This is a genomic window from Synechococcus sp. CS-1329 (assembly GCF_025128055.1).
In the GTDB taxonomy this organism is placed as follows: Bacteria; Cyanobacteriota; Cyanobacteriia; order PCC-6307; family Cyanobiaceae; genus Regnicoccus_A.
On sequence record NZ_JAHLYS010000045.1, the window covers coordinates 117,706 to 139,099 of the forward strand.

The following is a 21,394-nucleotide window of genomic DNA, read 5'->3' on the forward strand; positions in this document are numbered from 1 at the left end:
GAGAATGGGTCCATCTCTGCGCGAGCGCGGCTCCATGGCGGCCATTCCCCAGCAACTGCTGATCCGCCGCCCCGACGACTGGCATGTGCATCTGCGCGATGGCGCCATGCTGCGGGCCGTGGCGCCGGAAACAGCCCGGGTGTTCCGGCGGGCGATCGTGATGCCCAATCTGCTGCCACCGATCACCACTGCTGCTGCGGCAGCGGCCTACCGGCAGCGCATCCTGGCGGCGGTGGACGCCAGCACTGGCTTCGAGCCCCTGATGACGGCCTATCTCACCGACACGATCGCGGCGAGTGAGCTGGAGCGGGGCTTCGCCGAGGGGGTGTTCACGGCCGCCAAGCTCTATCCGGCCCGGGCCACCACCAACGCCGAGGCCGGGGTCAGTGATCTGGCGCGCATCACGCCGGTGCTGGAGGCGATGGAGCGGATCGGCATGCCGCTGCTGATCCACGGCGAGGTGACCGATCCCGACGTGGATGTTTTCGACCGGGAGGCCGTGTTCATCGAGCGCCATCTTGAGCCTCTGCTGCAGCGCCACCAGGGGCTGAAGGTGGTGTTCGAGCACATCACCACCTCCGAAGCCGTGGCCTTCGTGGCAGCGGGGCCCCCCACCCTGGCCGCCACGATCACGCCCCACCACCTGCAGATCAACCGCAACGCCATGTTCCAGGGCGGGTTGCGGCCAGACGCCTACTGCCTGCCGGTGGCCAAGCGGGAACTGCACCGCATCGCCCTGCGCGGGGCTGCCACCTCAGGAGAGCCGCGCTTCTTCCTGGGCACCGATTCGGCGCCCCACTCGCGCCAGGCGAAAGAGTCGGCCTGCGGCTGCGCCGGCATCTTCAATGCCCCCCACGCCCTTGAGAGCTACGCCCAGGTGTTCGAGCAGGAGGGCGCCCTGGAGCGGCTGGAGGCCTTCGCCTCGGAGTTCGGGCCCCGCTTCTACGGCCTGCCGCTCAACGAGGACAGGATCGAACTGGTGCGCCAGCCCCTGGAGGTTCCCCTGAAGCTGGAGCTGGGGGGCCAGGGGGAGGTGGGGCAGCCTCTGGTGCCGTTTCAGGCCGGCGAGACCCTGTCCTGGCAGATCAAATTCACCAGCGATTGATCTGGCGCAGGGGCTCAGGCGATTGGGCCCAGGCGATCCGGTTCAGGGGATCAGGCTGGTCTGGGCCGCCGGGCTGGGCACCAGGCCCAGGGCCCGGGCGAGGTGGGGCAGGCTGATGCCCTGGATGAACAGGTTGACCACCACCACGATGAAGATGATGCTCTCGGCGTTGCGGCTGAGTTCGTCGATGATGGCGGGGTCGATGCCACGGATTCTGGGGATCGCCAGGCTGAGGTCATGGGCGAGGGCGAGGGGAACAGCGCCACGCAGGCCACACCACGACACCAGCATCGATTCCTTGAAGCTGAAGGGGGAGAATGGCTGAAACATCAGCACACTGATGGGGCGTGCCACCAGCATCAGCCCCAGGGCCGCAAGGATGCCGATCGGCAGGGCGTCGATCAGATCGGGGGGATAGACCAGCAGACCGAAAACCAGGAAGATCGTGATCTCCGTCATCGTGTTGAAGGGGAGCAGCACCTCCTGAATCGTGATGTGATTGATCCCAGGCGAACGGTAGGTCGTGTTGGTGAGAAACAGCCCGGTCACGTAGATGGCAATGAATCCGGAACCCCCGAGCAAACTGGTCACGCCGTAGACCACAAACGCCACTGACATGGCCACCACCAGCAGCTGAGAGCGATCCTCCACCAGGTAGTTCACAACGAAGCGAGCCAGGTAGCCGAAGATGAAGCCCACCACCAGGCCGGCACCGATCTGCTGCAGAAAGAGCCTGATCTGAGTGAGCACCGTGCTCTCCAGGCTGGTGGTCCCGGCGGCGGCCCCGGCGCTCACGAAGATGCCCACCACCAGCCCGTAGAAAAGCAGGGCAGAGGGATCATTCACCGAAGATTCGAATTCCAGCAGGTGCTGCAGCCGCAGGGGAACCTGGCGCCGCACCGATCGCAGCACACTCAAGGTGGCTCCCGCATCGGTGGAGCCCAGGCAGGCGGCGATCAGCATCGCGGCGCCGATCGGAATGGCTTCGACGCCCCCCAGGGTGAGGGAGTTGGCCCCGGGGGAGGCCAGGAACCAGATCACCCCACCCAGCAGCAGTGAAGACACCACCACCCCACCGATGGCCAGGATGATCCCGTATTCGAAGAATCCCCGGATTGCCGCCAGATCAGTCTTAAGCCCGGCGTAGAAGAGCAGCAGGGCCAGGCCCAGCAACTGAAAGTTCGCCGCCTGGGCATGGGTGATGCTGAGGCTGCTGACATTGATCGAGAGGCCCAGCAGCAGCACCCCGAGAATGGCTGGGATGCCGATCTTGGGTGAGAAGCGGCTGATGGCCAGAGTGCCGAGAAACAGAACTCCGATGAACAGCAGATGCGCCTGAATGGGGAATTCCAGTGCATTGGGCTGCTCCGTGGCAGCGCCAAGCAGGATCTGGCTCAGGCTGAGGGTTGGGGCAAGAAGCATCCGCGAATCAACGGCAGGGCAAGGTGGATTGGGTGGGGGCCGCCAGCAGATCGGCCTGGTCCTGGCTGAGGCGATTGGCCGCACGCAGGGAACTGGTGATGCGCTCGATGCCCACCACCGCATGGCAGGCATAGCCCTGGGCCTCCAGACGGGCGATGGCCTGGCCGCCGTGGTCGATGAACACCACCACATCGCGCACCTTCAGGCCCGACGACTCCAGCTTGGCGATGCCCTCCAGCACGCTGCCACCGGTGATCAGAATGTCATCGACGACCACGACGGTTTCGCCCTCCTCGAAATCCCCTTCGATCAGGCGGCGGGCCCCGTGGGCCTTGACCTCCTTGCGCGGATAGATCAAGGGCACATGCAGTTGCAGCGACAGTCCTGTGGCGGTGGGCAGGGATCCATAGGGGATACCGGCGATGCGGTCGAATTGCAGCTGGGCCAGGGGCTGGGCATAGGCATGCAGCACCCGGTGAAACAAATTGGGATCAGAGATGATCCGGCGCAGATCAATGTAGTAATTGAAGACGGCACCGGAGGCCTGCACGTACTCTCCGAAGAGCAGGCAGCCGATATCAAACAGATCCACCAGCAGCTCATCGAGGCGCTGGTCGTCCAGGCGCTGATCTTCGAGCCGCCCCAGCTCAAGGACCTCGGCAGCGGAGGGTGCGCTGGCAGTGGTCGTTGGCGCCGCTGATCCGCCGCGGGGCGTCGGCAGCCAGAGATCACAGCGATCGGCCGTGCCGCCGTCCCAGTTCGCCCGCATCGTCTCGATCTGCTGGCGCAGGGCCCTGGTGCCCGCCGCCATGCCCTCCTCCACCAGCAGGTGCTGGGGGAGCGGCAGCAGCAGGCCATCGGCTGAACTGTTGAGGCCCGCCTGCAGCAGGGCCTCCAGCCGCTCTTCCTCGCCCCAGAGGCTGCGCAGGATCAAGAAGCGCTCCGGGGCTTCCCGCCGCACCCGTGCCAGCACGGCCGGATCGCTGGTGCCCACCTCCAGCAGCAGGTGCTCCGGGGTGCCCCAGAGCTGGGTCTCCCGCACGATCGTGATGTAGAGGGGGTCGTCTTCGTTGGGGTGGTGCTGCACCACCCGGGCCCCGGGATTGGAACTGTGGCAGGTGAGCACCACCGCCCGGTCGGGATAGAGCAGAAAGGGGGCGGCGATGTCCTGCCCCGCCAGCGGCGAGAGGGTGACCGCATCGACGCCGAGGTCACGGAAGAGGTAGTGGGCCAGGGCCGAGGAGCTGTTCAGATCGCCATGCTTGGCATCGAGAATCAGCGGCAGCTCCAGCGGCACCAGCTCACGCACCTCCCGCAGCAGCTCCAGGCCGATGGGCCCCAGGGCCTGGTAGAAACCCAGGCTCGGCTTGTAGGCGCAGACGCTGTCGGAGGTGGCTTCGATCACCGCCTTGATCCAGCGGCGGGCCTGGGCCAGGAACGAGCCGCTGCCGGCGTTGTGGCGCGTCCAGGTCTGAAGCATCTCCGGGTTGGGATCCAAGCCGGTGATGAGCAGCGACTGGCGGCTGGCCATCGCTTCGGTGAGTTTGACGAAAAAGCTCATGGCCCCTGCCCCTGGGTCAGCATGGCAGTGCAGGCCACCCCCCGGCCGCTCAACCCCGCGCCAGGTGGTTCATGCGGCTGATCAAGCTGGAGGGAATCTCCTTCGGGCAGACGGCTGAGCACTCCAGCTGGTTGCCGCAGGTGCCAAAGCCCTCCGCCACCATCTGCTCGCGCAGGCGCAGGGAGCGCTGCTGGGCCTCGGGCTGACCCTGGGGCAGCAGCTCGAGATGGGCCAGCTTGGCCGCCACGAACAGGCTGGCCGAAGCATTGGGACAGGCCGCCACGCAGGCGCCGCAGCCAATGCAGCTGGCGGCCTCAAAGGCCTGGGCGGCCTGCTCCCGAGCCACGGGCAGGGCATTGGCCTCCGGCGCGCTGCCGATGTTCACCGACAGGTAGCCCCCGGCCATCAGCAACCGATCGAAGGCAGAGCGGTCCACCACCAGGTCCTGGATCAGGGGGAAGGCGCGGGCCCGCCAGGGCTCGAGGGTGAGGGTCTGGCCATCGCTGAAGTCGCGTAGATAGAGCTGGCAGACGGCGGTGCCGCTGCGGGGCCCGTGGGCCTGGCCGTTGATCAGGAAGCCGCAGGACCCGCAGATGCCCTCGCGGCAGTCGTGGTCGAAGGACACCGGCCGCTCGCCCGCCAGCAGCAGCTGTTGGTTGAGCCGATCGAGGGCCTCCAGCAGGGAAAGGTCGGGGCTCAGGTCCTTGAGCGGATAGGTGAGAAAGCCGCCGCCGGGCTGATCCTGACGCTGTCGCCAGATCCGCAGGCGCAGGTTGATGCTGGTGGGGCCACTCATCGGTAACTCCGGGCCGTGGGGCTGATCGATCGGAACTGCAGCGGTTCTTGATGGCGGATCGGTGCTCCATCCGCCTGCCACTGCCAGGCGGCGATGTGGCTGAACTGGTCGTCGCGGCGCAGGGCCTCACCGCTCGGGCTCTGGTGTTCCTCGCGGAAATGGGCTCCGCACGACTCCTCGCGCGCCAGGGCATCGCGCAGCATCAGATCCGCCAGCTCGAGGTAATCCTGCAGCTGCAGGGCCTTCTCCAGCTCGGGATCCAGGGGTGTGCCGGGATCGACCAGCAGCAGATCCCGATCGAAGCTGGCCCGCAGGGCCGCCACCTCCTCGAGGCCTGAGCGCAGCCCCTGGGCCGAGCGGCTGATGCCGCAGCTCTCGATCAGCAGGGCCCCCAGCTGACGGCGCAGGACTTCCGCCGGCTGGCGGCCGCCGATGGAGCGCAACGCGGCGATGCGCGCTCGCACGCCCTCCGCGGCCTCGCGGCAGGCGGGATGGCGTTCGTCGAGCTCGGGGTGGGGATGTTCGGCCAGCCAGGCCGGCACCGTGGCCGGGGCGATGAACAGCCCATCGGCGAGGCCCTGCATCAGGGCGCTGGCCCCCAGGCGGTTGGCGCCATGCTCGGAGAAATTCGCCTCGCCGAGCACGAACAGACCCGGAATTGTGCTCATCAGGTGATAGTCCACCCACAGACCCCCCATCGTGTAGTGGGGAGCGGGATAGATGCGCATTGGCTCCCGGTAGGGGTCGCTGCCGCTGATGCGCTCGTACATGGCGAACAGATTGCCGTAGCGCTCTTCGATCACCCCGCGGCCCTCGCGCTCGATCGCCTCCTCGAAATCCAGATAGATCGAGCGGCCGGCGGGCCCCACCCCATGGCCTGCCACGCAGAGTTCGCGGGCACGCCTGGAGGCCACATCGCGGGGCACCATGTTTCCGTAGCTGGGGTAGAGCCGCTCCAGGAAGTAATCCCGTTCCGCCTCCGGCACCTGGTCGGGGCGACGCTGATCCCCCGGCCGCCGCGGCAGCCAGACCCGCCCGTCGTTGCGCAGGCTCTCGCTCATCAAGGTGAGCTTGCTCTGGTCGGGGTCGCCGCTGGGGATGCAGGTGGGATGGATCTGGGTGAAGCAGGGATTCGCCATCAGGGCGCCGCGGCGGTGGGCGCGCCAGAGGGCGCTGGCGTTGGAGCGCACCGCGTTGGTGGAGCGGTGGAAGACGTTGCTGTAGCCACCGCTGGCCAGCAGCACGGCATGGGCCGTGTGGGTTTCGAGGGCACCACTGAGCCGGTGACGGCAGATGGCGCCGCGGGCCACGCCGTCGAGGCAGATCAGATCCAGCAGGTCGCGCTGGGGGCAGAGCTCCACCCGGCCCGCCGCCACCTGGCGCAACAGGGCCTGAACCACGCCGTAGAGGAGCTGCTGGCCCGTCTGGCCGCGGGCGTAGAACGTGCGGCTCACCTGCGAGCCCCCGAAACTGCGGTTGCAGAGGCTGCCGCCGTACTCACGGGCGAAGGGCACCCCCAGGGCCACGCACTGGTCGATGATCGATCCACTGATCTCGGCCAGCCGGTGGCAGCCGGCCTCCCGGGCGCGAAAATCTCCGCCGCGCACGGTGTCGCGAAACAGACGCTCAACGCTGTCGCCGTCGTTCTGATAGTTGCGGGCGGCGTTGATGCCCCCCTGGGCCGCCACGGAATGGGCCCGCCTGGGGCTGTCGTGGTGCGTGACCAGCCTCACGTGATACCCCTGCTCGGCCAGGCTGGCGGCGGCCGAGGCGCCCGCCAGGCCACTGCCCACCACCAGCACCCGGAAGTGGCGCCGGTTGGAGGGCGCCACCAGGGATAAATCCTGGCGGCGCCGGCTCCAGGCCTCAGCCAGCGGACCCGATGGCAGCTGGGGATCGAGCCGCATCAGATCCCAGCGACCTCCAGGGCGACTGCGGATCGCAGCATCAGGGGCAGCAGGGCGAAGCCACCCCCGACCACGGCCGCCAGGGTGCGGCCGGCCAGGCGCAGCCCCGTGGCGTTGTGCTCGTCGAGCCAGCCGAAGCTGCGGCTGAGGCTCTCGGCACCATGGAACAGGTGCAGGCCCAGGGCCACCCCCGCCAGCACGTAGAGGAGCAGGGCCCAGGGGGAGGCCAGCGCCAGGTCCAGGGCCTGCCGCTCCAGCCCATCCCCAGGCCGGGGCCAGCGCAGCTGAGCGAGGTGCACCACCAGAAACAACAGCAGCAGAGCCCCACTGACGGGCGCCATGCGGCCGGAGAGGGCCGCCAGGGGCTGCCCACGCCTGCTGCGCCACTGGCTGTAGGCCACCATGCCCCGGGCCCGGCGGTTGGCGACCAGCCGTTGAACGCTGAGCCCCAGGTGGCCGAGGGCGACCAGCGCCAGGCTGATCTCCAGGGGCAGCAGCCAGGGGGCGTGATGCAGGGCTGTGGCGTAGCGCTCGAAGGCCGCTGGATTCAGCAACGCCAGACCCGCCCCCAACCCATGGCCCAGCACGAACAGAATCAGAATTGTTGCTGTGATCGGAATCAACTGGGCCATGCCGCTGCTTGAACTCCAGCCCACGCCATGGCCATTATTGGCCCTCAGGAGGCTGAGCGGAGGCACCTCCAGGGACCGTTTGCCGTCAGGCGCCGGGCTGCTGGCAGCGCTGATCCTGGCTGTGGCCCCTGGATGCTCCTGGGCGAGGCCAGAGGCCCCGGTCGCTGAAGCCGCAGTCAACGAGGGCGGCGTGCGCCGCACGGTGCTGGTGCGCGGCCTGGAGCATCCCTGGGGCCTGGCCTGGCTGCCCGCTGGCGACCTGCTGATCACTGAGCGCCCCGGTCGGCTGCGGCTGGTGCGTCAGGGCGTGCTCGACCCCAGACCGATCGCCGGACTGCCGCCGCTGCTGGCCATGGGCCAGGGCGGCCTGCTGGATGTGGCCGTGCACCCGCGCTTTGCCCGCAATCAGCTCGTGTACCTCACCTTCTCGGCGGGTGAGGCCCAGGCGAATCAGACCCGCCTGGTCCGGGCACGGCTGGTGGATCACCGCCTCGAAGATCTGACGCTGCTCTACGCGGTGACGCCGCTCAAGCCCGGCAGCCAGCACTTCGGCTCGCGCCTGCTCTGGCTGCCCGATGGCACCCTGCTGCTGTCGGTGGGGGATGGGGGCAACCCGCCGATCGAGCTGGAGGGCCAGGCGATCCGGCTCAAGGCCCAGTCGAAGGCCAGCGGTCTCGGCAAGGTGCTGCGGCTCAACGATGATGGCTCCATCCCCGCCGACAATCCCTTTCGCTCGGATCCGGACGCCGATCCAGCCCTGTGGAGTCTGGGTCATCGCAACATTCAGGGTCTGGCCCACGACCCGCTGCAGGGGCGGATCTGGTCGAGCGAGCACGGGGCCCGTGGCGGCGACGAGCTCAATCTGCTGGTGGCGGCGGGGAACTACGGCTGGCCGGCGGTGAGCCACAGCCGGGAGTACTCGGGCCCTGAGATCACTCCGCTCAGGAGCGCACCGGGTTTTGTCGATCCGCGCTTGGTCTGGACGCCGGCCATCGCCCCCTCGGGTCTGGCGGTGGGCAGCGGCCGGGCCGTGGCCGCCTGGAAGGGCAACCTGTTTGCCGGCGGCCTCGTTTCAAGGGACGTGCGCCGCATCGAGCTGGGTCCCGGCGGAGAGGTGCTGAGGCAGAGCGTCCTGCCGGTGGGGCAGCGCGTGCGCGATGTGCGCGAAGGACCCGATGGCCACTTGCACGTGCTCACCGATGGGGCCGGCGATGGAGCCCTGATCCGGCTGGAGCCGGCGGAATCGGCTCTGCCTACATTGCCAACAGGCTTGCGGCAGACAAGGTGAACGAAACGGCAGGTGATGGTCCGGCCCGCTCCTATCCGGTTCCCCCGGATGAAGCGCTGCGGCTGCGCGAGCTGCAGCGCCATCAACTGCTGGATCAGCCCGGCGATCTTCACTTCGATCGGATCGTCAAGCTGGCGAGCGCGATCTTCGACATGCCCATCGCCCTGATCTCCCTGGTGGATCACGACCGGCAGTGGTTCCTCTCCAGGGAGGGGCTGGAGGTGAGCGAAACCCCGCGGGAGGTGGCCTTCTGTGCCCACGCCATCACCAACGACGAGGTGATGGTGGTGCCCGATGCCCTTGAGGACGAGCGCTTCAGCGAGAACCCCTTGGTGCTCTCAGCCCCTGGCATCCGTTTTTACGCCGGGGCTCCCCTGCGCACCAAGGACGGCCACAACCTGGGCACGCTCTGCGTGATCGATCAGAAACCGCGGCAATTCAGCCTGGAGCAGAGGCAGCAGCTGCGCCTGCTGGCCGATGTGGTGATGCGCGAGATCGAATGGCGCCACGACTCCAGCCTCTGTCCCGTGACAGGGCTCTCCAACCGCGGTGCCCTGTTCAGCGTGGGGCAACGGGAACTGGAGAACGCCCGGGAAACCGCTGAACCGATGGCCCTGATCTGCCTCGACATCGACAACTTTCGTCAGATCAACAACCGCTGGGGGCATCCCGCCGGCGACCGGGTCCTGCTGGATTTCAGTGGGCTCTGCAGGGGTTTCCTGCGGGAGCAGGATTTCATCGCCCGCCTGGGGGATGAGGAGATCGTGATCCTGCTGATCGGCCAGAGCGGCGCAGTGGCTCTGCAGATGGCTGAACGGATCCGGGACGCCACCAGCCGGATGAACGGAGTGTTCTCGCGCTCCGGCTACCACCTGAGCATCAGCGGCGGGGTGTCAGCGCTTGCCCACGACGACACCAGTTTCAGTGACCTGGTGCAACGGGCCGAACGGGCCCTGGAGCTGGCCAAGACCAATGGTCGCAACCAGATCGCCTCACTGCTCAGGTCATGACGGCATGCAACCGGCCCAGCACCTGATCAGCTGATGGGGTTATGTTGTTTGAGTCAGGCCGAAGCCGGCGAGCCGCGCAGCTCGCACAGGGTCTGATCCAGCACCGCGCCAGTCCCTTGCTTCCCGGGACGGCCATCAGGTTCCCAACGCCACCCGCCATGCCGGTCCCCCCAGGATCTGCGAGTGGCACCCGGTGCAGAAACCATATCCAGATCACACTTGATTTCTCCATGACCATTTCCTTGTCCTCGGCAGGCCTTGCGGCCACCGAACGCCCCAGCCTTCGCTCCAACCTCCGCTCCAGTCTTCGCAGCAGCAGTCAGCGCAGTGGCCGCCAATCCCCAGGCTCCCAGCATCCGACTCCCCCCAGCTGGGAAGACCTGCTCGGCCGCCGCTGATTCACCCAGCGGAATTCCCCAGCCCGCGTCATCACCGGCATGCTGTTCGAGATTCACCACTCCATCCGCTTCCGCTACGAGCGGCCGGTCTTTCTTGAGCCGATGACGGTGCGGCTCAGTCCCCGCCAGGACGTGACCCAGCGGCTGATCTCCCATGAACTGACGGTGAGTGAGCCTCCAGCAGGCCACAGCTTGATTCTCGAGCCCGATGGCAACGATGCGCGGGTGCTCTGGTTCGACGACAAGCGCGAACAGCTGCACCTGCAGGTGAGTTCGGTGGTGGAGACCCTGCGCTCCAATCCCTTCGACTGGATCCTCACCCACCCCCAGGCCCAGCGGCTGCCGGCGGCCTACCCAGCCGCTGAGGCGCGATCCCTCGCACCCAGCTGCTCCAGAGCGGGCACCAGCGATCCAGGCTCCGGTCCGGTGGGCCTTTGGGCCGCTGGCCTCGCCGCCCGGGTGGAGCACTCCACCCCAGACTTCCTGATGCAGCTGGCCGATGACATCCACCACGGCTTCCACCACATCGGCCGGCTCGATGGCGAACCCTTCAGCCCGGAGGAGACCCTCTCGGGCCGCACCGGGGCCTGCCGCGACACGGCGATGCTCTATGTGATGGCCTGCCGCAGCCAGGGTCTGGCGGCGCGATTCGTGAGCGGCTACTCCATGCATCACCCGCCGGAGGTGAGTGAGCACGAACTGCACGCCTGGGCGGAGGTGTATCTGCCGGGCGGTGGCTGGCGGGGCTACGACCCCAGCCTGGGGCTGGCGGTGGCCGATGGCCATGTGGCCCTGGCGGCCTCCCCTGACCACCTGATGGCGGCTCCCACCACCGGCACCTACCGCGGCACGGATGTGGGTTCGCAGCTGAGCTACGTCATTGAGCTCAAGGTTTCAGGCCCAGGCTCCGATGCCGGCGAAGCGGCGGCATAGCCGCCGTAGGGGGTGGCCGGCGCTGCTGCGCTGATGGCATCGAGTTTGGCCGCCAGCACTGCATCCGCCCGGGTGAGACCATCCACCTTGTGGGTGTAGATCACGGCCTCGGCCCGTCCCCAGCCCAGGGAAAAGTCGGCATGGTGGCCCGCCGCCTCACAGACCGCTCCGGCCCGGTTGATCCAGTCGAGGGCGGATTGAAAATCAGCAAATGACCATTGCTTGTGGAAATGGTGGTGGTCGACCACCTGCCAGCCGCTCAGGCTGGGCAGCAGGGCATCCAGCTCCTCGCTGGTGAGGGTGGGGGCGCCATCGCGGCAGGGTACACAGCGCTCGTTGCTCAGGTCCATGGCGGTGCGGATCGGGACACCAAGTCTGGCGAAAGAGGCTCAACAGTGCCTCGCTAGGTATTTTTCCTCAGGAATGGAGCCCGTTTTGACTGACTCCAGTGACGATATCTTTCAACCCTTGGCCATTGGCGTGGCCGAACCCTTTTCTCCAGAGACTGACTTGACTGAATTGCCCCCAGATCGCGGCAAAAGTTTGCTCAGAGCAAGCACCCGCACCAGCGGAGGTTTAGGCTGATGTGTATCCGTGAGCTGCTGAACGCCGGATCGATCTCGGCCCACGGATGATCGGATCGACCCAGTCTCCAGACCAGGATCCCAACGATCCAATCCCCTTGAAAACCGGTTCTGAATGGCCATGACTGAAGCAGCCTCCCTGACGGTCGGCGAGCTTGAGGCGAATTATCACCTCTACTGCAAAGCCATGAAAATGTTGATCAAGGAGGAGAGAACCTCCCAGGAGATCCAGCGCACCGTGTGCTGGAGTCGGCTGGAAACACTTCATAATTGTCTACCCAGCATGTACAAAGCTCCCGACTACCTGTTCACGCTGTTGCGGCGTGAGCATCTGCAGAAGAAGGAAGCGAAATAGGCGGCGGCCGGCAGCGGCTTGCCAGCGTGCCCGCACTGCTACAGGCTGAGGAGCCCTACCTCAGCCTTGAGCGGATGAACCTTGGAGCCCTCAGCAGAATTGCGGTGTCACTGCGCTCCTCGGGCGTATCCCCCCGAATCGGTGTCGTCCTGCTGGCATTGATGGCCCTCGCTGGCCTCGGCCAGGCCGCTGCCTTGGCCGAGGACGAGGCCGCCCAACCCGTTGAAGCCACGGGTACTCCGGCGAAGGAGGCCGGCCCGGAGGCGGCTGAAGCCCCCACCGCCAGGGAGAAGGAACTGCTGGAGCAGATCCGCCGTTTGAAGGCACCCCGCTGGCGCAGCTTCGGGGCCTGCCAATACGACTGGACCACATGGCGTCTCAGTGCCAAAGGGGTGCGCACCACCACGTTCCGTTGCGGTGAGCCGCCGATCACGGGCAATGTGGCGGTGTTCTGCCCCAGCCTGCGCATCAGCCGCCAGGTGGCCGATGCCCAGTGGGAATCGTGGCGCCTGCCGCTGAGTGCGGGCGAATCGGCCGCCACCGGTGGCGAAGACCAGATGGTGGCCAGTCTCTGCGCCAACGCCCGGCCAGCCCCGAATGCCGCCACAGAAGCGCCGGCCCAGCCAGGCGCCGTCAACAAGCCGAAAGCCAGCCCAGACCCAGCCAAACCTGCCACGAAACCAGCGGCCAAGCCAAGCGCCACACCCAAGCCCGCCCCCCAGCAAGCGCCCTGAAACCCAGGCCATTTCAGGGACAGCGGAGGGTTGCCAGCAAAGTGACAGCCATCGCCGACTCATGGGGTGGCCTACCAATGCTCTCAACTGATCATGTCGAGAACAGGCAGGCTGAAAGTCTTGTCGAAGAATGGCCATAAAGGTGCATGCATACAGCCGGAAACAGACGAAACCAACCCGTCCTCGCCGGCCAGTTTTCAGGAAATTTCTCTCACAGCCTGCTGGGCCGCTAGTGCCGACATAGAGATTGATGCTTCCATTGCTGTTGAAGTCCAGACCGGACAGCATGCTATCAATGCTGACATCGCGCAATTCGGCGCCTCCATTGTCATAGGGGCGACGGGTATTTTCGCTATACAGAATCAACGCCCAGAGCTGGCCAGCCGGCACATCTTTGGCCACAGTTAATCGATAGGTACAATCAGCCTGAAACAGGCAGCCTCGGCTGTCCCATTTTGTCGTCATATTAACTCTTGATTAGGTAGCTAGCGCTGAGGTGGTCTGGGTTTTCTAGACAGGGCCCATCGGTAACCTTTGAGGCGGGGCACCGCCCCGAGTTCAAGGCCAGGGTCGCCATGGAGGCGATCAGTGGTCGCAAGACGCTCCAGGAGATTGCCGCTGACCACGCGGTGCACCCGATCCAGGTTGAGGTGGGTCCCTTTTATTGAACAGTTTCGGCCCCTGACATCCGGGGTCCAGCAAGAAGGGCGCGAGAACGGCTTCAGCGAGGCCGGGCTGCGGGCCCGGTGATGTCGATCCAGAGGCTGGTGTCGAGCAGCAGGGTCACGAGGCGAGCTCCTGATCCCGCTGGCACTCGCCGCTGGGGAAGCGCTGCTGCAGGGCCTCCTCCATCAGGCGGCGGATGGCAGGGCCCTTCTTGCGCTCACCCGTGAGATCCAGAATTTCAGCCATCTCCTTTCCTGACAATTCGACAGTCACTTTCATGCTTTCAAGGCTGCACTCTCAGACTTTGAGCCAGCATGACAGCTGCGCACGATATCGAGCGGGCTATGGAGATCGGGCTGAGTGGTCATCAGCGCTTGGCAGCCGCCCTTCAAGCGCCCTCGGCAGGTGGGCCCAGATCCGGCAGCCCCTCGATCCAGCGATCGACGATTTCGCGGGTGCGGCCCAGGCGTTGCATCCGCACCAGGGCCACATCGAGGGGGCGCTCCAGGGAGCTGCCGCTGGGAATCACGATTCCGTAGGGTTCCGTGGCCAGGCTGAATGGCGCCAGTTTCAGTCGCTGCTCTTGATTCCGCAGCAGGTGATATTTCAGGGCCGGCCGATCGAAGATCACTCCCTCCACCCGGTTGGCGCGCAGCAGGCTGATCGCCTCCTCGAGGGAGTCGGCCTGGGTGAGCTGGGCGCCGTACTGGGTTCCCCATTTCACGCTGGTGGTGCCGCGCACCACCGCCACCGGAGCTCCGCTCAGGTCGGAGGGCTCCGACAGCCGGGTTCCCCCCAGCCGGGCCAGGGAGATCGTGAAGGCCGAGGCCAGGCCGGCGGTGATCGAAGACACCGCGATCAACGAAACCACCATCCAGACCCCACTGATCCAGCGACCGACGCCGGTCACCGGGGCCCGGTCGCCGTAGCCCACGGTGGTAAGGGTGACGAGGGCGAACCACATGCCGTTCCCCACCCCGCGCAGGTAATGACGGGGGAAATGGTCGGGGTTGGTGCGGTGCTCCGCCAGCCAGATCAGATTCCCCACCGTGAACAGGCAGATCAGCAGCACTCCGGCCGAGGAGAGGGCTGCCCAGCCGAAGAACGGGCGAATGCGCCGCCACAGGCCCGGTGAGCTGTCGGACACGAGCAGGCCCACATGACTGATGAAGTAGGGCTGGGTGAATTCGACGCCCTCGATCATCAGCCGATCCGGCGTGATGCTGATCGGGCCGATCGCCACATCCAGGTCTCCGGTGGCCACGTTCTCGATGCTGGCTGCGGTGGAGATCTGGGGCAGCAGCTCATAGGGCAGCCCTTCAGCTGAGGCGAAATCCCTCCAGACGTCCACGCTGATGCCCTGGGTGGAGGGCCCCTGGGAGATCACGAAGGGGGCCGAGCCGCTGACGCCCACCCGCAGGGTGCGCGCGGCTGCCCTGGAGCCCCCCGCGCTGAACCCGAAGGGAAGCCCCCCCCAGGTCACGCTCAGGCCGACCAGCCCAAAGACAAGACGGAGGAGCGGACGGCTGCAGGAGAACGGCAAGGGCATCCAACAAAAGCTGTGCGGCGGACGATCTGGAGCGATGGGGGCAGGGGGACTTGAACCCCCACAACGTCGCCGTCTGCGGATTTTAAGTCCGCTGCGTCTACCAATTTCGCCATGCCCCCGGCAAGGAGATCCTAGATTTGCGTCACCTTGCCTCCACGGTCGTGCCGTTCCCCGGGTTGCTGAGCTCCTTGACGATGGACCTTGGGTTGATCTCCACTGACACTCTGCTGGTGCTGGGTGCCTATCTGGTGCTGGGCGGTGCCTACCTGGTGGTGGTGCCCCTGGCCCTCTACGCCTGGATGCACAAGCGCTGGACCGTGATGGGCAAAATCGAGCGCACGTCGGTCTACGGGCTGGTGTTCCTGTTCTTCCCCGGGCTGATCCTGTTCGCTCCCTTCCTGAATCTGCGCATGGCGGGTCAGGGGGAATGAAGCGGGGTCAGGCGCTGCTGATCGGGCTGGGGGTCTTCCTGGCAGGTGGCCTGGGCTACGTGGGCTTCAAGGCCGCCGGCTTCGAGGGTTTTTCGGCCGGCATCGCCGCCGAAGCTGTGCTGATTCTCGGGGTGATCGGCTGGACGGGCTCCTACCTGCTGCGGGTGGTTACCGGCAAGATGAGCTTCATGGAGCAGCGCCGTCGCTACCGCGCTGCCTTCGATGCCCTCACCACCGAGGAGCTGCAGAAGGAATTCGACGCCCTCTCCCCCGCCGAGCAGGAGAAGCTGCTGCGGGAGATCGGCCAATGGCAGGACGACGCCGCAGCCTGACCCCATAGGCTCAGGGCTTGCCCGCCTCCGCCACACGGCTCCGATGAGCGCCGCTCCCGCCACCCTCGCCAGCACTCCGATCCAGCGGCGCTTCGCTGGGCTCCAGCAGCAGGGGCGCTGCGCCCTGATGCCCTTCCTGATGGCGGGCGATCCCGATCTGGCCACCACCCGCGCCACCCTGCTGGCCCTGGAGGCCGAAGGCAGTGACCTGATCGAGCTGGGGATCCCCTACAGCGATCCGCTGGCCGACGGGCCGGTGATCCAGGCCGCCGCCAGCCGGGCCCTCGGCGCCGGCACCACTCCCGGCGCCGTGCTGGAGATGCTCGCCAGCTTGAAGGGTGAGCTGAGCCTGCCCGTGGTGCTCTTCACCTACACCAACCCGCTGCTCAACCGCGGTCTCGAGGCCTTCTGCCGCGACGCCGCCGCCGCCGGTGCCGCCGGGCTGGTGGTGCCCGACCTGCCGCTGGAGGAAGCGGAGCGCCTCTCGCCGATTGCCACCAGCCACGGCCTTGACCTGGTGCTGCTGGTGGCACCCACCACCCCCGCCGAGCGGATGGCGCGGATTGCTGAGGCCAGCCGTGGCTTCACCTATCTGGTGAGTGTCACGGGAGTCACCGGTGTGCGCACCAGCCTGGAGAGCCGGGTGGGTGATCTGGTGCAGCAGCTCAAGGGCCTCGGCCCCAGGCCGGTGGCGGTGGGCTTCGGCATCTCGGGTCCCGAGCAGGCCCGGCAGGTGCGTGACTGGGGCGCCGATGGAGCGATCGTCGGCAGTGCCCTGGTGAAGGTGATGGCAGCAGCCCACCAGCAGGGCTCCGATCCCGCCGCCGCCGCCGCTGCATTCATCGCCGGCCTACGCCGGGCCCTCGACGCCTGAAACAGCCCATGGCACCAGACGACTCGCCCATGGCTCTGCCCTTCTCCGAGACCTGCGAACGCAACAAGGAACCGATCCTGGAGGCGCTGCGCCAGTGGTTGGAGGAGGGACAGCGGGTGCTGGAGGTGGGCTCCGGCACCGGCCAGCACGCCGTGCACCTCTGCCGCCACCTCAAGGTGGTGTGGCAGCCCAGCGACCGGGCCATCAACCTGGCTGATCTGCGCCGCCGCTGCCAGCTCGAGGGTCAGGCCAGCGGCCAGCTGGGGTGGCTGCTGGCCCCCGCTGAGCTGGATGTGCTCCAGCCCCACTGGCCCGCAGGCCCCTTCGATGCGGTCTTCAGCGCCAACACGGCGCACATCATGCCCTGGAGTGCCGTGCCCTCCTTGCTCGAGGGCAGCGCCAGGGTGCTGAAGCCTTCGGGGCTGCTGCTGCTCTACGGCCCCTTCCATGAGGGCGGCCGTCACACCAGTGCCAGCAACGCCGCCTTCGACCAACACCTGCGCAGCCTTGATCCCGCCATGGGTGTGCGCGATGTCCGGGAGCTCAGCGAGCTGGCCGCCGGCTGCGGATTGCAGGCCATTGATGATCGGCCCATGCCCGCCAACAACCGGCTCCTGGTGTTCCGCCGCAAGGCCGCAGCGGAGCCTGATCCCCGACCATGAGCAGCGCCACGGCGGTGCAGGTGGCCCTGCTGGGGATGCCCAACACCGGCAAGTCGACGCTGTACAACAAGCTCACCGGCGGCCACGCCCGAGTGGCCAACTGGCCTGGGCTCACGGTGGATCTGCTGCGCGGATCCCTGCCCACCGACAGCAGCGGCCGCCCCTTCGACCTGATCGACCTGCCCGGCATCCACGACCTGCGCGGCAGCAGTGAGGATGAAGCGGTGGTGCGCCGCTTCCTCAGCGCCACCCGCCCGGATCTGGCGGTGGTGGTGCTCAATGCCAGCCAGGCCGACACCCAGCTGCGGCTGGCCCTGGAGTTGCAGGCCACCGGACTGCCCCTGATCCTGGCGTTGAACATGGGCGATGAGGCCCGGCGCTTCGGCGTGCGCATCGACCACCAGCGCCTGGCCGCCGACCTGGGCTTGCCGGTGCTGGTGATCAGTGCCCGCCAGAGCCAGGGACTCGACACACTGCTGGAGCGCATCCACGGCTTTGCCCAGCTGGTGCCGGCCCCCACCAGGCTGCTGCCTGAGCAGGAGCTGGAGGAGCATCAGGCCTGGCTGGTGGCGGGCTGCATCGCCGGCCACGACCAACCCCTCTCGGATCCAGGACGGGACCGCCTCGATCGGCTGTTGCTGCACCCCCTGCTGGGGCTGCTCAGTTTCTTTGTGGTGATGCTGGCGGTGTTCCAGCTGATCTATGCCGTGGGCGGGCCGATCCAGGCCTGGCTGGGCAACCTGTTCGACGGCCTCGAGGCCCAGCTGCTGCAACCGGCCCTGCAAAACCTGGGCCTGCCCGATTTCTTCAGCCGGCTGCTCAGCGAGGGCCTGTGGATGGGCGCCACAACGGTGATCAGCTTCATGCCGATCATTTTTCTTTTCTACATGATGATCGCCCTGATCGAAGATTCGGGCTATCTGGCCCGCTCGGCCTTTCTGATGGATGGGGTGATGCACTGGCTGGGCCTCGATGGCCGCAGCTTCGTGCTGCAGATCATGGGCTTCGGTTGCAATGTGCCGGCGATCATGGGCACCCGGGTGATTCGCGACCGGCCCCAGCGCTGGCTGGCGATGCTGATGATTCCGTTTTCGCTCTGTCAGGCCAGGCTGACGGTGTTCGTGTTCATGGCCGGCGCCTTCTTCCCCAGGCCCTGGTGGGCAGCGGGGACGGTGATCTTCGGCTTTTATGTGGTCAGCTTCGGCGCCGCTGTGCTCACGGCCCTGTTGTTCAAGCGGGTGTTCCCCAGCCAGGGGGGCTTTGTCCTGGAGTTGCCCCCATACCGGGCCCCCAGCCTGGCCACGGTGTTCAGCCGCGCCTGGCGCGAGATGGTGACGTTCTTCTTCACCACCCGGCGCTTCATCATCCTGGGGGTGATCGCCATCTGGCTGCTCAACAACCTGCCCCCCGGGGTGGATCACCTCTCCGGCCAGTCACTGGCGGGCCAGATCGGCCGGCTGGTGCAGCCGCTGCTGGGGCCGATCGGCATGAACCCTGAGCTGACGATCTCGCTGATCTTCGGCTTCATCGCCAAGGAAATCCTGCTGGGGGCCATGGCGGTGATCTATGTCACCCGCGAGAGCGCCCTGGCCAGCGCGGTGGTGGGGGCGATCCGGCCGCTGCAGGCCCTCAGTTTCATGATGTTCACCCTCCTGTACACCCCCTGCCTCTCGACGGTGGCGGTGCAGCTGAGGGAAAGCCGCAGCGGCCGCTTCGTGGCGTTGTCGCTGCTGTGGTCCTTCAGCCTGGCCTGGGTGATGGCCTTCCTCCTGTACCAGGGAGGGCTTCGTCTCGGTCTGGGCTGAGGCTGAGGGGCAGCGCCTCCATCTCGGCGCCATCCGAGCGGCGCAGCATGAAATCGAGCAGACCCATGCGCAGATGCAGGATCCCCCCGGGGCTGCCCCGGCGCATCACCAGCAGCTGGCAGCCCGGCTTCACCCCCATGGCCCGCAGTCGGGCCTCCAGGCCGGGACGGCTGGGAAGAGTGAGCAGCTCCAGGGGCTGAGCGAGGGGCGCGTCGGCCAGGTTCATGTCCTGGTTCAGAGCTGGTTCAGGGCCGGGTGCACTTAAGCAGTGCGGTGATCAGAGAAGGCTGTGGAGCAGCAGCTCGCCGAGGCTGGCCGTGAGCACCCCCAGCAGCAGCAGGCGGGTGCTGCCGCCCAGCAGGCGGGAGCAGATCAGGAAACGGATGGGAATCACAACGGGGTCTCCCTGGAGTTGACAGTCAGGTGCCGGTGCAGCGCAGGTCCTGCTCAGCGGCGGCGGATTGATCAGACGCTGGCGGGCTCAAGCTGCTGGAGTTGATCCAGCGCCAGGGCAAAGGGTGGCGAGCCATGGCGGGAGAGGGGCCAGCGGCGCACCCAGCAGGTGCTGGCGTCGGCGTCGATGCTGATCACTTGATAGGTGTGCTCAGGGCTGCCGCTGAGCCGGACCATCTGGCCTTGGTGAAGAGTCATGGGAAACAACGAGTGTTCTGGATTGGCTGGGCCTCCAGTGCCTTGAAGCCGCAGAGGCTTGAACCGGAGTGTGACGGCGGCCCGGGGCAGACCCGGAAGCCCTGCCAACGTAAAGGAGTATTTCAGCAGCTTGACAGCCAGTTGCTTTTCAGTAATCACTGTTGGCAGATGAACACGCCAGGCTGTCCGGTGATGCATCAGGCTGGTTTCACGATTAGCCACAGCCATGCCCCAGACCCTGCGCAAACCTGTCTCTCCACTGGCCCGTGCCCGACCCGTTGAGCAGGAGCCGCGCAAGGGATTCGGATCCGGCCCAGCCCCTCGCTCCAGCGGCGGCCGCGCCAAAGGCCAGGCCAGGGGCGGCAAGAAACGCAATCCAGCCCTGAGCAAGGCCGATTGGGGTCCCCTCGGCAAGCACCCCGACCTGGAGGCCATCGTGGCCCGACAACGGCTGCACCTGCCCCGTTGCGGCCGCATCACCGCCACCGCTGTGACCCGAGCCTGGAAACTGGCCGCCGCCGAACACCATCCCGACCGTGGCGGCCAGCACGACACCATGCAGCTGGTCAACGGTGCCCGCGACCTGCTCCTCGGCCGGGGCGTCGAGAGCTGAGGGGTTGAGCGGTGCAGGTCCTGCCGTCAGAGTGCTGGACAGATCGATCAGCGACTGACCATGGCCAGATTCGTTCTCTGGGGCACCTACAGCCCTGACGTCCTTGAGCGCCGGGGCCCCTTCCGTGAGGAGCATCTGGCCGGGCTGCAGCAGCAGAAGGAGCAGGGGCTGCTGATCACCCTCGGCCCCACCGCCTGCACCACGAGGGTGTTCGGCCTCTATGAAGCCGAGAGCCAGGAGCAGGTGGAGGCCCTGGTGAAGGGGGATGTGTACTGGCGCCAGGGGATCTGGACCAGCGTGGAGGTCTACCCCTGGATTCAGGCCTTCTGAGCTGCAATCCAGTTGAGCTGAGCCTGCTGCCACACCCAGTCGGCCACGGCCTCCGCTCCCCCTGGCCCCAGCACCTCCCCGTAGCCCGACATCTGGCCGAGACCGGCTGAGGCAATGGCGGCGATGGCCTCGGGGCCGCTGATGCCGTTGCGCTCCAGGGCCTTGAGCTTGAGGGTCTTGCCGCGACGCAGGATGTTGCCGCCGTTGATGTGGCAGCCAGCGCAATGGTTGGCGAACAGGCTCTCGCCGGACGCGCCCCAGGCCGGCCGGGGCCACCAGAGCAGCAGCACCAGGCCGATCAGGACCAGGAACCCCAGCCAGCGGCGCCAGGCCGGGGGGCTGCAGGGGAGTGATTGAAGTGAAGACATCCGGGTGCTGGGGCGCCAGGCGCTTCAGTCTGCTGGTTGTTCAGCCTTCAGGGCGCGCAGGTAACGGGCGTAGAGATCCTGCGGTGAGCGGTAGCGCTGGGGCAGCGAGCTGTGCAGGGCGCTGAGGTGATGCCAGCAGAGGGTGCGCTCGATGCGCTCCAGGCTGCGGCCTTCGGCCACCAAGCGGCGCAGGGCCTGGCAATAGGCCGAAAAGCCCGCCTCCAGTTCCCCGATGCTGAGCGGTCGTGAGCCTGTCATGGCGATCCCCGGCGCTCTCCGTGCGGACACGGCCAAACGCTGAACCTGATTCCACGCTATGCAGCAGGCCCTGCGCCACTGGCCCATCGGCAGGGGCTGAAACAATGTTGTTTCAAATCGCTGGGCCGGC

General features: G+C 66.9%; 26 protein-coding genes, 1 tRNA gene and 1 pseudogene. 14 read left to right on the plus strand and 14 right to left on the minus strand.

All coding sequences use genetic code 11. The annotated features are described in order from the left end of the window. Nucleotides 1-34: 34 nt before the first annotated feature. Nucleotides 35-1,105 (plus strand): dihydroorotase, encoded by a 1,071-nt coding sequence (gene pyrC / locus KQ304_RS12340; RefSeq protein WP_259737409.1) that lies wholly within the window; start codon nucleotides 35-37, stop codon nucleotides 1,103-1,105. Nucleotides 1,106-1,147: 42 nt separating this feature from the next. Here the strand turns inward: pyrC and KQ304_RS12345 are convergent, their stop codons facing one another. From KQ304_RS12345 to KQ304_RS12365, 5 genes are read right to left on the minus strand one after another with little or no spacing between them, the layout of a single operon-like run. Continuing rightward, a complete protein-coding gene (locus KQ304_RS12345; protein ID WP_259737351.1) occupies nucleotides 1,148-2,527 on the minus strand; it encodes a cation:proton antiporter in 1,380 nt (459 codons plus the stop codon). Nucleotides 2,528-2,534: 7 nt separating this feature from the next. Further along, entirely contained in the window at nucleotides 2,535-4,088 is a 1,554-nt protein-coding gene (locus KQ304_RS12350) for a bifunctional orotidine-5'-phosphate decarboxylase/orotate phosphoribosyltransferase (RefSeq protein ID WP_259737352.1), read from the minus strand. Between the two features lie 49 nt (nucleotides 4,089-4,137). After that, nucleotides 4,138-4,884, minus strand: a complete 747-nt coding sequence (locus KQ304_RS12355) for a succinate dehydrogenase/fumarate reductase iron-sulfur subunit (RefSeq protein ID WP_259737353.1) — start codon at nucleotides 4,882-4,884, stop codon at nucleotides 4,138-4,140. After that, nucleotides 4,881-6,791: a fumarate reductase/succinate dehydrogenase flavoprotein subunit gene (locus tag KQ304_RS12360; RefSeq protein ID WP_259737354.1), complete on the minus strand. Its 1,911-nt coding sequence runs from the start codon at nucleotides 6,789-6,791 to the stop codon at nucleotides 4,881-4,883. Before KQ304_RS12360 ends, KQ304_RS12355 begins: the two co-directional genes overlap by 4 nt. After that, nucleotides 6,791-7,423 (minus strand): succinate dehydrogenase, encoded by a 633-nt coding sequence (locus KQ304_RS12365; RefSeq protein ID WP_259737355.1) that lies wholly within the window; start codon nucleotides 7,421-7,423, stop codon nucleotides 6,791-6,793. The genes KQ304_RS12360 and KQ304_RS12365 overlap by 1 nt, the downstream gene beginning before the upstream one ends. Before the next feature lie 37 nt (nucleotides 7,424-7,460). Here KQ304_RS12365 and KQ304_RS12370 point away from each other — a divergent pair, with 37 nt between their 5' ends. The 4 genes from KQ304_RS12370 to KQ304_RS12385 all read left to right on the plus strand — a co-directional run bounded on the left by KQ304_RS12370 (nucleotide 7,461) and on the right by KQ304_RS12385 (nucleotide 11,052). Beyond that, nucleotides 7,461-8,711, plus strand: a complete 1,251-nt coding sequence (locus tag KQ304_RS12370; protein WP_399229376.1) for a PQQ-dependent sugar dehydrogenase — start codon at nucleotides 7,461-7,463, stop codon at nucleotides 8,709-8,711. Beyond that, nucleotides 8,708-9,721 (plus strand): sensor domain-containing diguanylate cyclase, encoded by a 1,014-nt coding sequence (locus tag KQ304_RS12375; protein ID WP_259737357.1) that lies wholly within the window; start codon nucleotides 8,708-8,710, stop codon nucleotides 9,719-9,721. The genes KQ304_RS12370 and KQ304_RS12375 overlap by 4 nt, the downstream gene beginning before the upstream one ends. 230 nt (nucleotides 9,722-9,951) lie before the next feature. Beyond that, nucleotides 9,952-10,119: a hypothetical protein gene (locus KQ304_RS12380; RefSeq protein WP_259737358.1), complete on the plus strand. Its 168-nt coding sequence runs from the start codon at nucleotides 9,952-9,954 to the stop codon at nucleotides 10,117-10,119. Between the two features lie 39 nt (nucleotides 10,120-10,158). Then, nucleotides 10,159-11,052 (plus strand): transglutaminase family protein, encoded by an 894-nt coding sequence (locus tag KQ304_RS12385; RefSeq protein WP_259737359.1) that lies wholly within the window; start codon nucleotides 10,159-10,161, stop codon nucleotides 11,050-11,052. Here KQ304_RS12385 and KQ304_RS12390 read toward each other — a convergent pair. Continuing rightward, on the minus strand, nucleotides 10,992-11,402 hold the full coding sequence (locus KQ304_RS12390; protein ID WP_259737360.1) for a 4a-hydroxytetrahydrobiopterin dehydratase: 411 nt from the start codon (nucleotides 11,400-11,402) through the stop codon (nucleotides 10,992-10,994). The genes KQ304_RS12385 and KQ304_RS12390 overlap by 61 nt on opposite strands. Before the next feature lie 349 nt (nucleotides 11,403-11,751). Between KQ304_RS12390 and KQ304_RS12395 the strand changes: the two genes are divergently transcribed. Then, nucleotides 11,752-11,991 carry a DUF3136 domain-containing protein gene (locus KQ304_RS12395; RefSeq protein WP_259737361.1) on the plus strand — a complete coding sequence of 80 codons (240 nt, stop codon included), beginning with the start codon at nucleotides 11,752-11,754 and terminating at the stop codon, nucleotides 11,989-11,991. A 161-nt stretch (nucleotides 11,992-12,152) separates the two neighbouring features. Further along, the gene (locus KQ304_RS12400) at nucleotides 12,153-12,725 is read left to right on the plus strand and encodes a hypothetical protein (protein WP_259737362.1); all 573 of its coding nucleotides are present in this window, start codon (nucleotides 12,153-12,155) and stop codon (nucleotides 12,723-12,725) included. 207 nt (nucleotides 12,726-12,932) lie between these two features. Here the strand turns inward: KQ304_RS12400 and KQ304_RS13735 are convergent. The 4 genes and pseudogenes from KQ304_RS13735 to KQ304_RS12420 form a co-directional block, all read right to left on the minus strand. Beyond that, nucleotides 12,933-13,190, minus strand: a pseudogene (locus tag KQ304_RS13735) (DUF1214 domain-containing protein); the annotation flags it as partial. A 318-nt stretch (nucleotides 13,191-13,508) separates the two neighbouring features. After that, nucleotides 13,509-13,637: a hypothetical protein gene (locus KQ304_RS12410; RefSeq protein WP_259737364.1), complete on the minus strand. Its 129-nt coding sequence runs from the start codon at nucleotides 13,635-13,637 to the stop codon at nucleotides 13,509-13,511. A 142-nt stretch (nucleotides 13,638-13,779) separates the two neighbouring features. Continuing rightward, complete coding sequence (locus KQ304_RS12415; RefSeq protein ID WP_259737365.1) at nucleotides 13,780-14,940, minus strand: transporter substrate-binding domain-containing protein; 1,161 nt, start codon at nucleotides 14,938-14,940, stop codon at nucleotides 13,780-13,782. Between the two features lie 35 nt (nucleotides 14,941-14,975). Beyond that, nucleotides 14,976-15,059 (minus strand) — tRNA-Leu (locus tag KQ304_RS12420). A gap of 75 nt (nucleotides 15,060-15,134) precedes the next feature. On the opposite strand from KQ304_RS12420, the gene KQ304_RS12425 reads away from it, so the two are divergent. From KQ304_RS12425 to feoB, 5 genes are read left to right on the plus strand one after another with little or no spacing between them, the layout of a single operon-like run. Further along, complete coding sequence (locus tag KQ304_RS12425) at nucleotides 15,135-15,371, plus strand: NAD(P)H-quinone oxidoreductase subunit L (protein WP_259737410.1); 237 nt, start codon at nucleotides 15,135-15,137, stop codon at nucleotides 15,369-15,371. Further along, nucleotides 15,368-15,703, plus strand: a complete 336-nt coding sequence (locus tag KQ304_RS12430) for a DUF3007 family protein (RefSeq protein ID WP_259737366.1) — start codon at nucleotides 15,368-15,370, stop codon at nucleotides 15,701-15,703. The genes KQ304_RS12425 and KQ304_RS12430 overlap by 4 nt, the downstream gene beginning before the upstream one ends. Nucleotides 15,704-15,746: 43 nt before the next feature. After that, nucleotides 15,747-16,577 carry a tryptophan synthase subunit alpha gene (gene trpA / locus KQ304_RS12435; RefSeq protein ID WP_259737367.1) on the plus strand — a complete coding sequence of 277 codons (831 nt, stop codon included), beginning with the start codon at nucleotides 15,747-15,749 and terminating at the stop codon, nucleotides 16,575-16,577. Nucleotides 16,578-16,585: 8 nt separating this feature from the next. Next, nucleotides 16,586-17,239: a class I SAM-dependent methyltransferase gene (locus KQ304_RS12440; RefSeq protein WP_259737368.1), complete on the plus strand. Its 654-nt coding sequence runs from the start codon at nucleotides 16,586-16,588 to the stop codon at nucleotides 17,237-17,239. Next, a complete protein-coding gene (gene feoB, locus KQ304_RS12445; protein ID WP_259737369.1) occupies nucleotides 17,236-19,044 on the plus strand; it encodes a ferrous iron transport protein B in 1,809 nt (602 codons plus the stop codon). Before KQ304_RS12440 ends, feoB begins: the two co-directional genes overlap by 4 nt. Here the strand turns inward: feoB and KQ304_RS12450 are convergent. Both KQ304_RS12450 and KQ304_RS12455 read right to left on the minus strand, forming a co-directional pair. Then, nucleotides 18,980-19,270: a ferrous iron transport protein A gene (locus KQ304_RS12450; protein ID WP_259737370.1), complete on the minus strand. Its 291-nt coding sequence runs from the start codon at nucleotides 19,268-19,270 to the stop codon at nucleotides 18,980-18,982. The two genes, feoB and KQ304_RS12450, sit on opposite strands and share 65 nt — an antisense overlap. Nucleotides 19,271-19,509: 239 nt before the next feature. Next, on the minus strand, nucleotides 19,510-19,674 hold the full coding sequence (locus KQ304_RS12455) for a hypothetical protein (RefSeq protein WP_311133913.1): 165 nt from the start codon (nucleotides 19,672-19,674) through the stop codon (nucleotides 19,510-19,512). A gap of 247 nt (nucleotides 19,675-19,921) precedes the next feature. Here KQ304_RS12455 and KQ304_RS12460 point away from each other — a divergent pair, with 247 nt between their 5' ends. Together KQ304_RS12460 and KQ304_RS12465 are read left to right on the plus strand one after the other, a co-directional pair. Next, nucleotides 19,922-20,308, plus strand: a complete 387-nt coding sequence (locus tag KQ304_RS12460) for a molecular chaperone DnaJ (RefSeq protein WP_259737372.1) — start codon at nucleotides 19,922-19,924, stop codon at nucleotides 20,306-20,308. A gap of 60 nt (nucleotides 20,309-20,368) precedes the next feature. Then, the gene (locus tag KQ304_RS12465; protein ID WP_259737373.1) at nucleotides 20,369-20,638 is read left to right on the plus strand and encodes a YciI family protein; all 270 of its coding nucleotides are present in this window, start codon (nucleotides 20,369-20,371) and stop codon (nucleotides 20,636-20,638) included. Here KQ304_RS12465 and KQ304_RS12470 read toward each other — a convergent pair. Together KQ304_RS12470 and KQ304_RS12475 are read right to left on the minus strand one after the other, a co-directional pair. Further along, nucleotides 20,626-21,006 carry a c-type cytochrome gene (locus KQ304_RS12470; protein ID WP_259737374.1) on the minus strand — a complete coding sequence of 127 codons (381 nt, stop codon included), beginning with the start codon at nucleotides 21,004-21,006 and terminating at the stop codon, nucleotides 20,626-20,628. The two genes, KQ304_RS12465 and KQ304_RS12470, sit on opposite strands and share 13 nt — an antisense overlap. Before the next feature lie 24 nt (nucleotides 21,007-21,030). Continuing rightward, nucleotides 21,031-21,264, minus strand: coding sequence for a DUF3136 domain-containing protein (locus KQ304_RS12475; RefSeq protein WP_259737375.1), 234 nt, complete (start codon nucleotides 21,262-21,264; stop codon nucleotides 21,031-21,033). Nucleotides 21,265-21,394 lie beyond the last annotated feature (130 nt).

Coding starts and splice junctions, on each gene's coding strand:
- KQ304_RS12415 (WP_259737365.1), bottom strand. CDS start 14,940: ATGCCCTTGCCGTTCTCCTGCAGCCGTCCGCTCCTCCGTCTTGTCTTT.
- KQ304_RS12360 (WP_259737354.1), bottom strand. CDS start 6,791: ATGCGGCTCGATCCCCAGCTGCCATCGGGTCCGCTGGCTGAGGCCTGG.
- KQ304_RS12430 (WP_259737366.1), top strand. CDS start 15,368: ATGAAGCGGGGTCAGGCGCTGCTGATCGGGCTGGGGGTCTTCCTGGCA.
- KQ304_RS12365 (WP_259737355.1), bottom strand. CDS start 7,423: ATGGCCCAGTTGATTCCGATCACAGCAACAATTCTGATTCTGTTCGTG.
- KQ304_RS12475 (WP_259737375.1), bottom strand. CDS start 21,264: ATGACAGGCTCACGACCGCTCAGCATCGGGGAACTGGAGGCGGGCTTT.
- KQ304_RS12390 (WP_259737360.1), bottom strand. CDS start 11,402: ATGGACCTGAGCAACGAGCGCTGTGTACCCTGCCGCGATGGCGCCCCC.
- KQ304_RS12455 (WP_311133913.1), bottom strand. CDS start 19,674: ATGGTCCGGCTCAGCGGCAGCCCTGAGCACACCTATCAAGTGATCAGC.
- KQ304_RS12425 (WP_259737410.1), top strand. CDS start 15,135: ATGGACCTTGGGTTGATCTCCACTGACACTCTGCTGGTGCTGGGTGCC.
- KQ304_RS12460 (WP_259737372.1), top strand. CDS start 19,922: ATGCCCCAGACCCTGCGCAAACCTGTCTCTCCACTGGCCCGTGCCCGA.
- KQ304_RS12350 (WP_259737352.1), bottom strand. CDS start 4,088: ATGAGCTTTTTCGTCAAACTCACCGAAGCGATGGCCAGCCGCCAGTCG.
- KQ304_RS12355 (WP_259737353.1), bottom strand. CDS start 4,884: ATGAGTGGCCCCACCAGCATCAACCTGCGCCTGCGGATCTGGCGACAG.
- KQ304_RS12470 (WP_259737374.1), bottom strand. CDS start 21,006: ATGTCTTCACTTCAATCACTCCCCTGCAGCCCCCCGGCCTGGCGCCGC.
- KQ304_RS12400 (WP_259737362.1), top strand. CDS start 12,153: ATGGCCCTCGCTGGCCTCGGCCAGGCCGCTGCCTTGGCCGAGGACGAG.
- pyrC (WP_259737409.1), top strand. CDS start 35: ATGGCGGCCATTCCCCAGCAACTGCTGATCCGCCGCCCCGACGACTGG.
- KQ304_RS12395 (WP_259737361.1), top strand. CDS start 11,752: ATGGCCATGACTGAAGCAGCCTCCCTGACGGTCGGCGAGCTTGAGGCG.
- KQ304_RS12450 (WP_259737370.1), bottom strand. CDS start 19,270: ATGAACCTGGCCGACGCGCCCCTCGCTCAGCCCCTGGAGCTGCTCACT.
- KQ304_RS12410 (WP_259737364.1), bottom strand. CDS start 13,637: ATGGCTGAAATTCTGGATCTCACGGGTGAGCGCAAGAAGGGCCCTGCC.
- trpA (WP_259737367.1), top strand. CDS start 15,747: ATGAGCGCCGCTCCCGCCACCCTCGCCAGCACTCCGATCCAGCGGCGC.
- feoB (WP_259737369.1), top strand. CDS start 17,236: ATGAGCAGCGCCACGGCGGTGCAGGTGGCCCTGCTGGGGATGCCCAAC.
- KQ304_RS12345 (WP_259737351.1), bottom strand. CDS start 2,527: ATGCTTCTTGCCCCAACCCTCAGCCTGAGCCAGATCCTGCTTGGCGCT.
- KQ304_RS12380 (WP_259737358.1), top strand. CDS start 9,952: ATGACCATTTCCTTGTCCTCGGCAGGCCTTGCGGCCACCGAACGCCCC.
- KQ304_RS12385 (WP_259737359.1), top strand. CDS start 10,159: ATGCTGTTCGAGATTCACCACTCCATCCGCTTCCGCTACGAGCGGCCG.
- KQ304_RS12465 (WP_259737373.1), top strand. CDS start 20,369: ATGGCCAGATTCGTTCTCTGGGGCACCTACAGCCCTGACGTCCTTGAG.
- KQ304_RS12440 (WP_259737368.1), top strand. CDS start 16,586: ATGGCACCAGACGACTCGCCCATGGCTCTGCCCTTCTCCGAGACCTGC.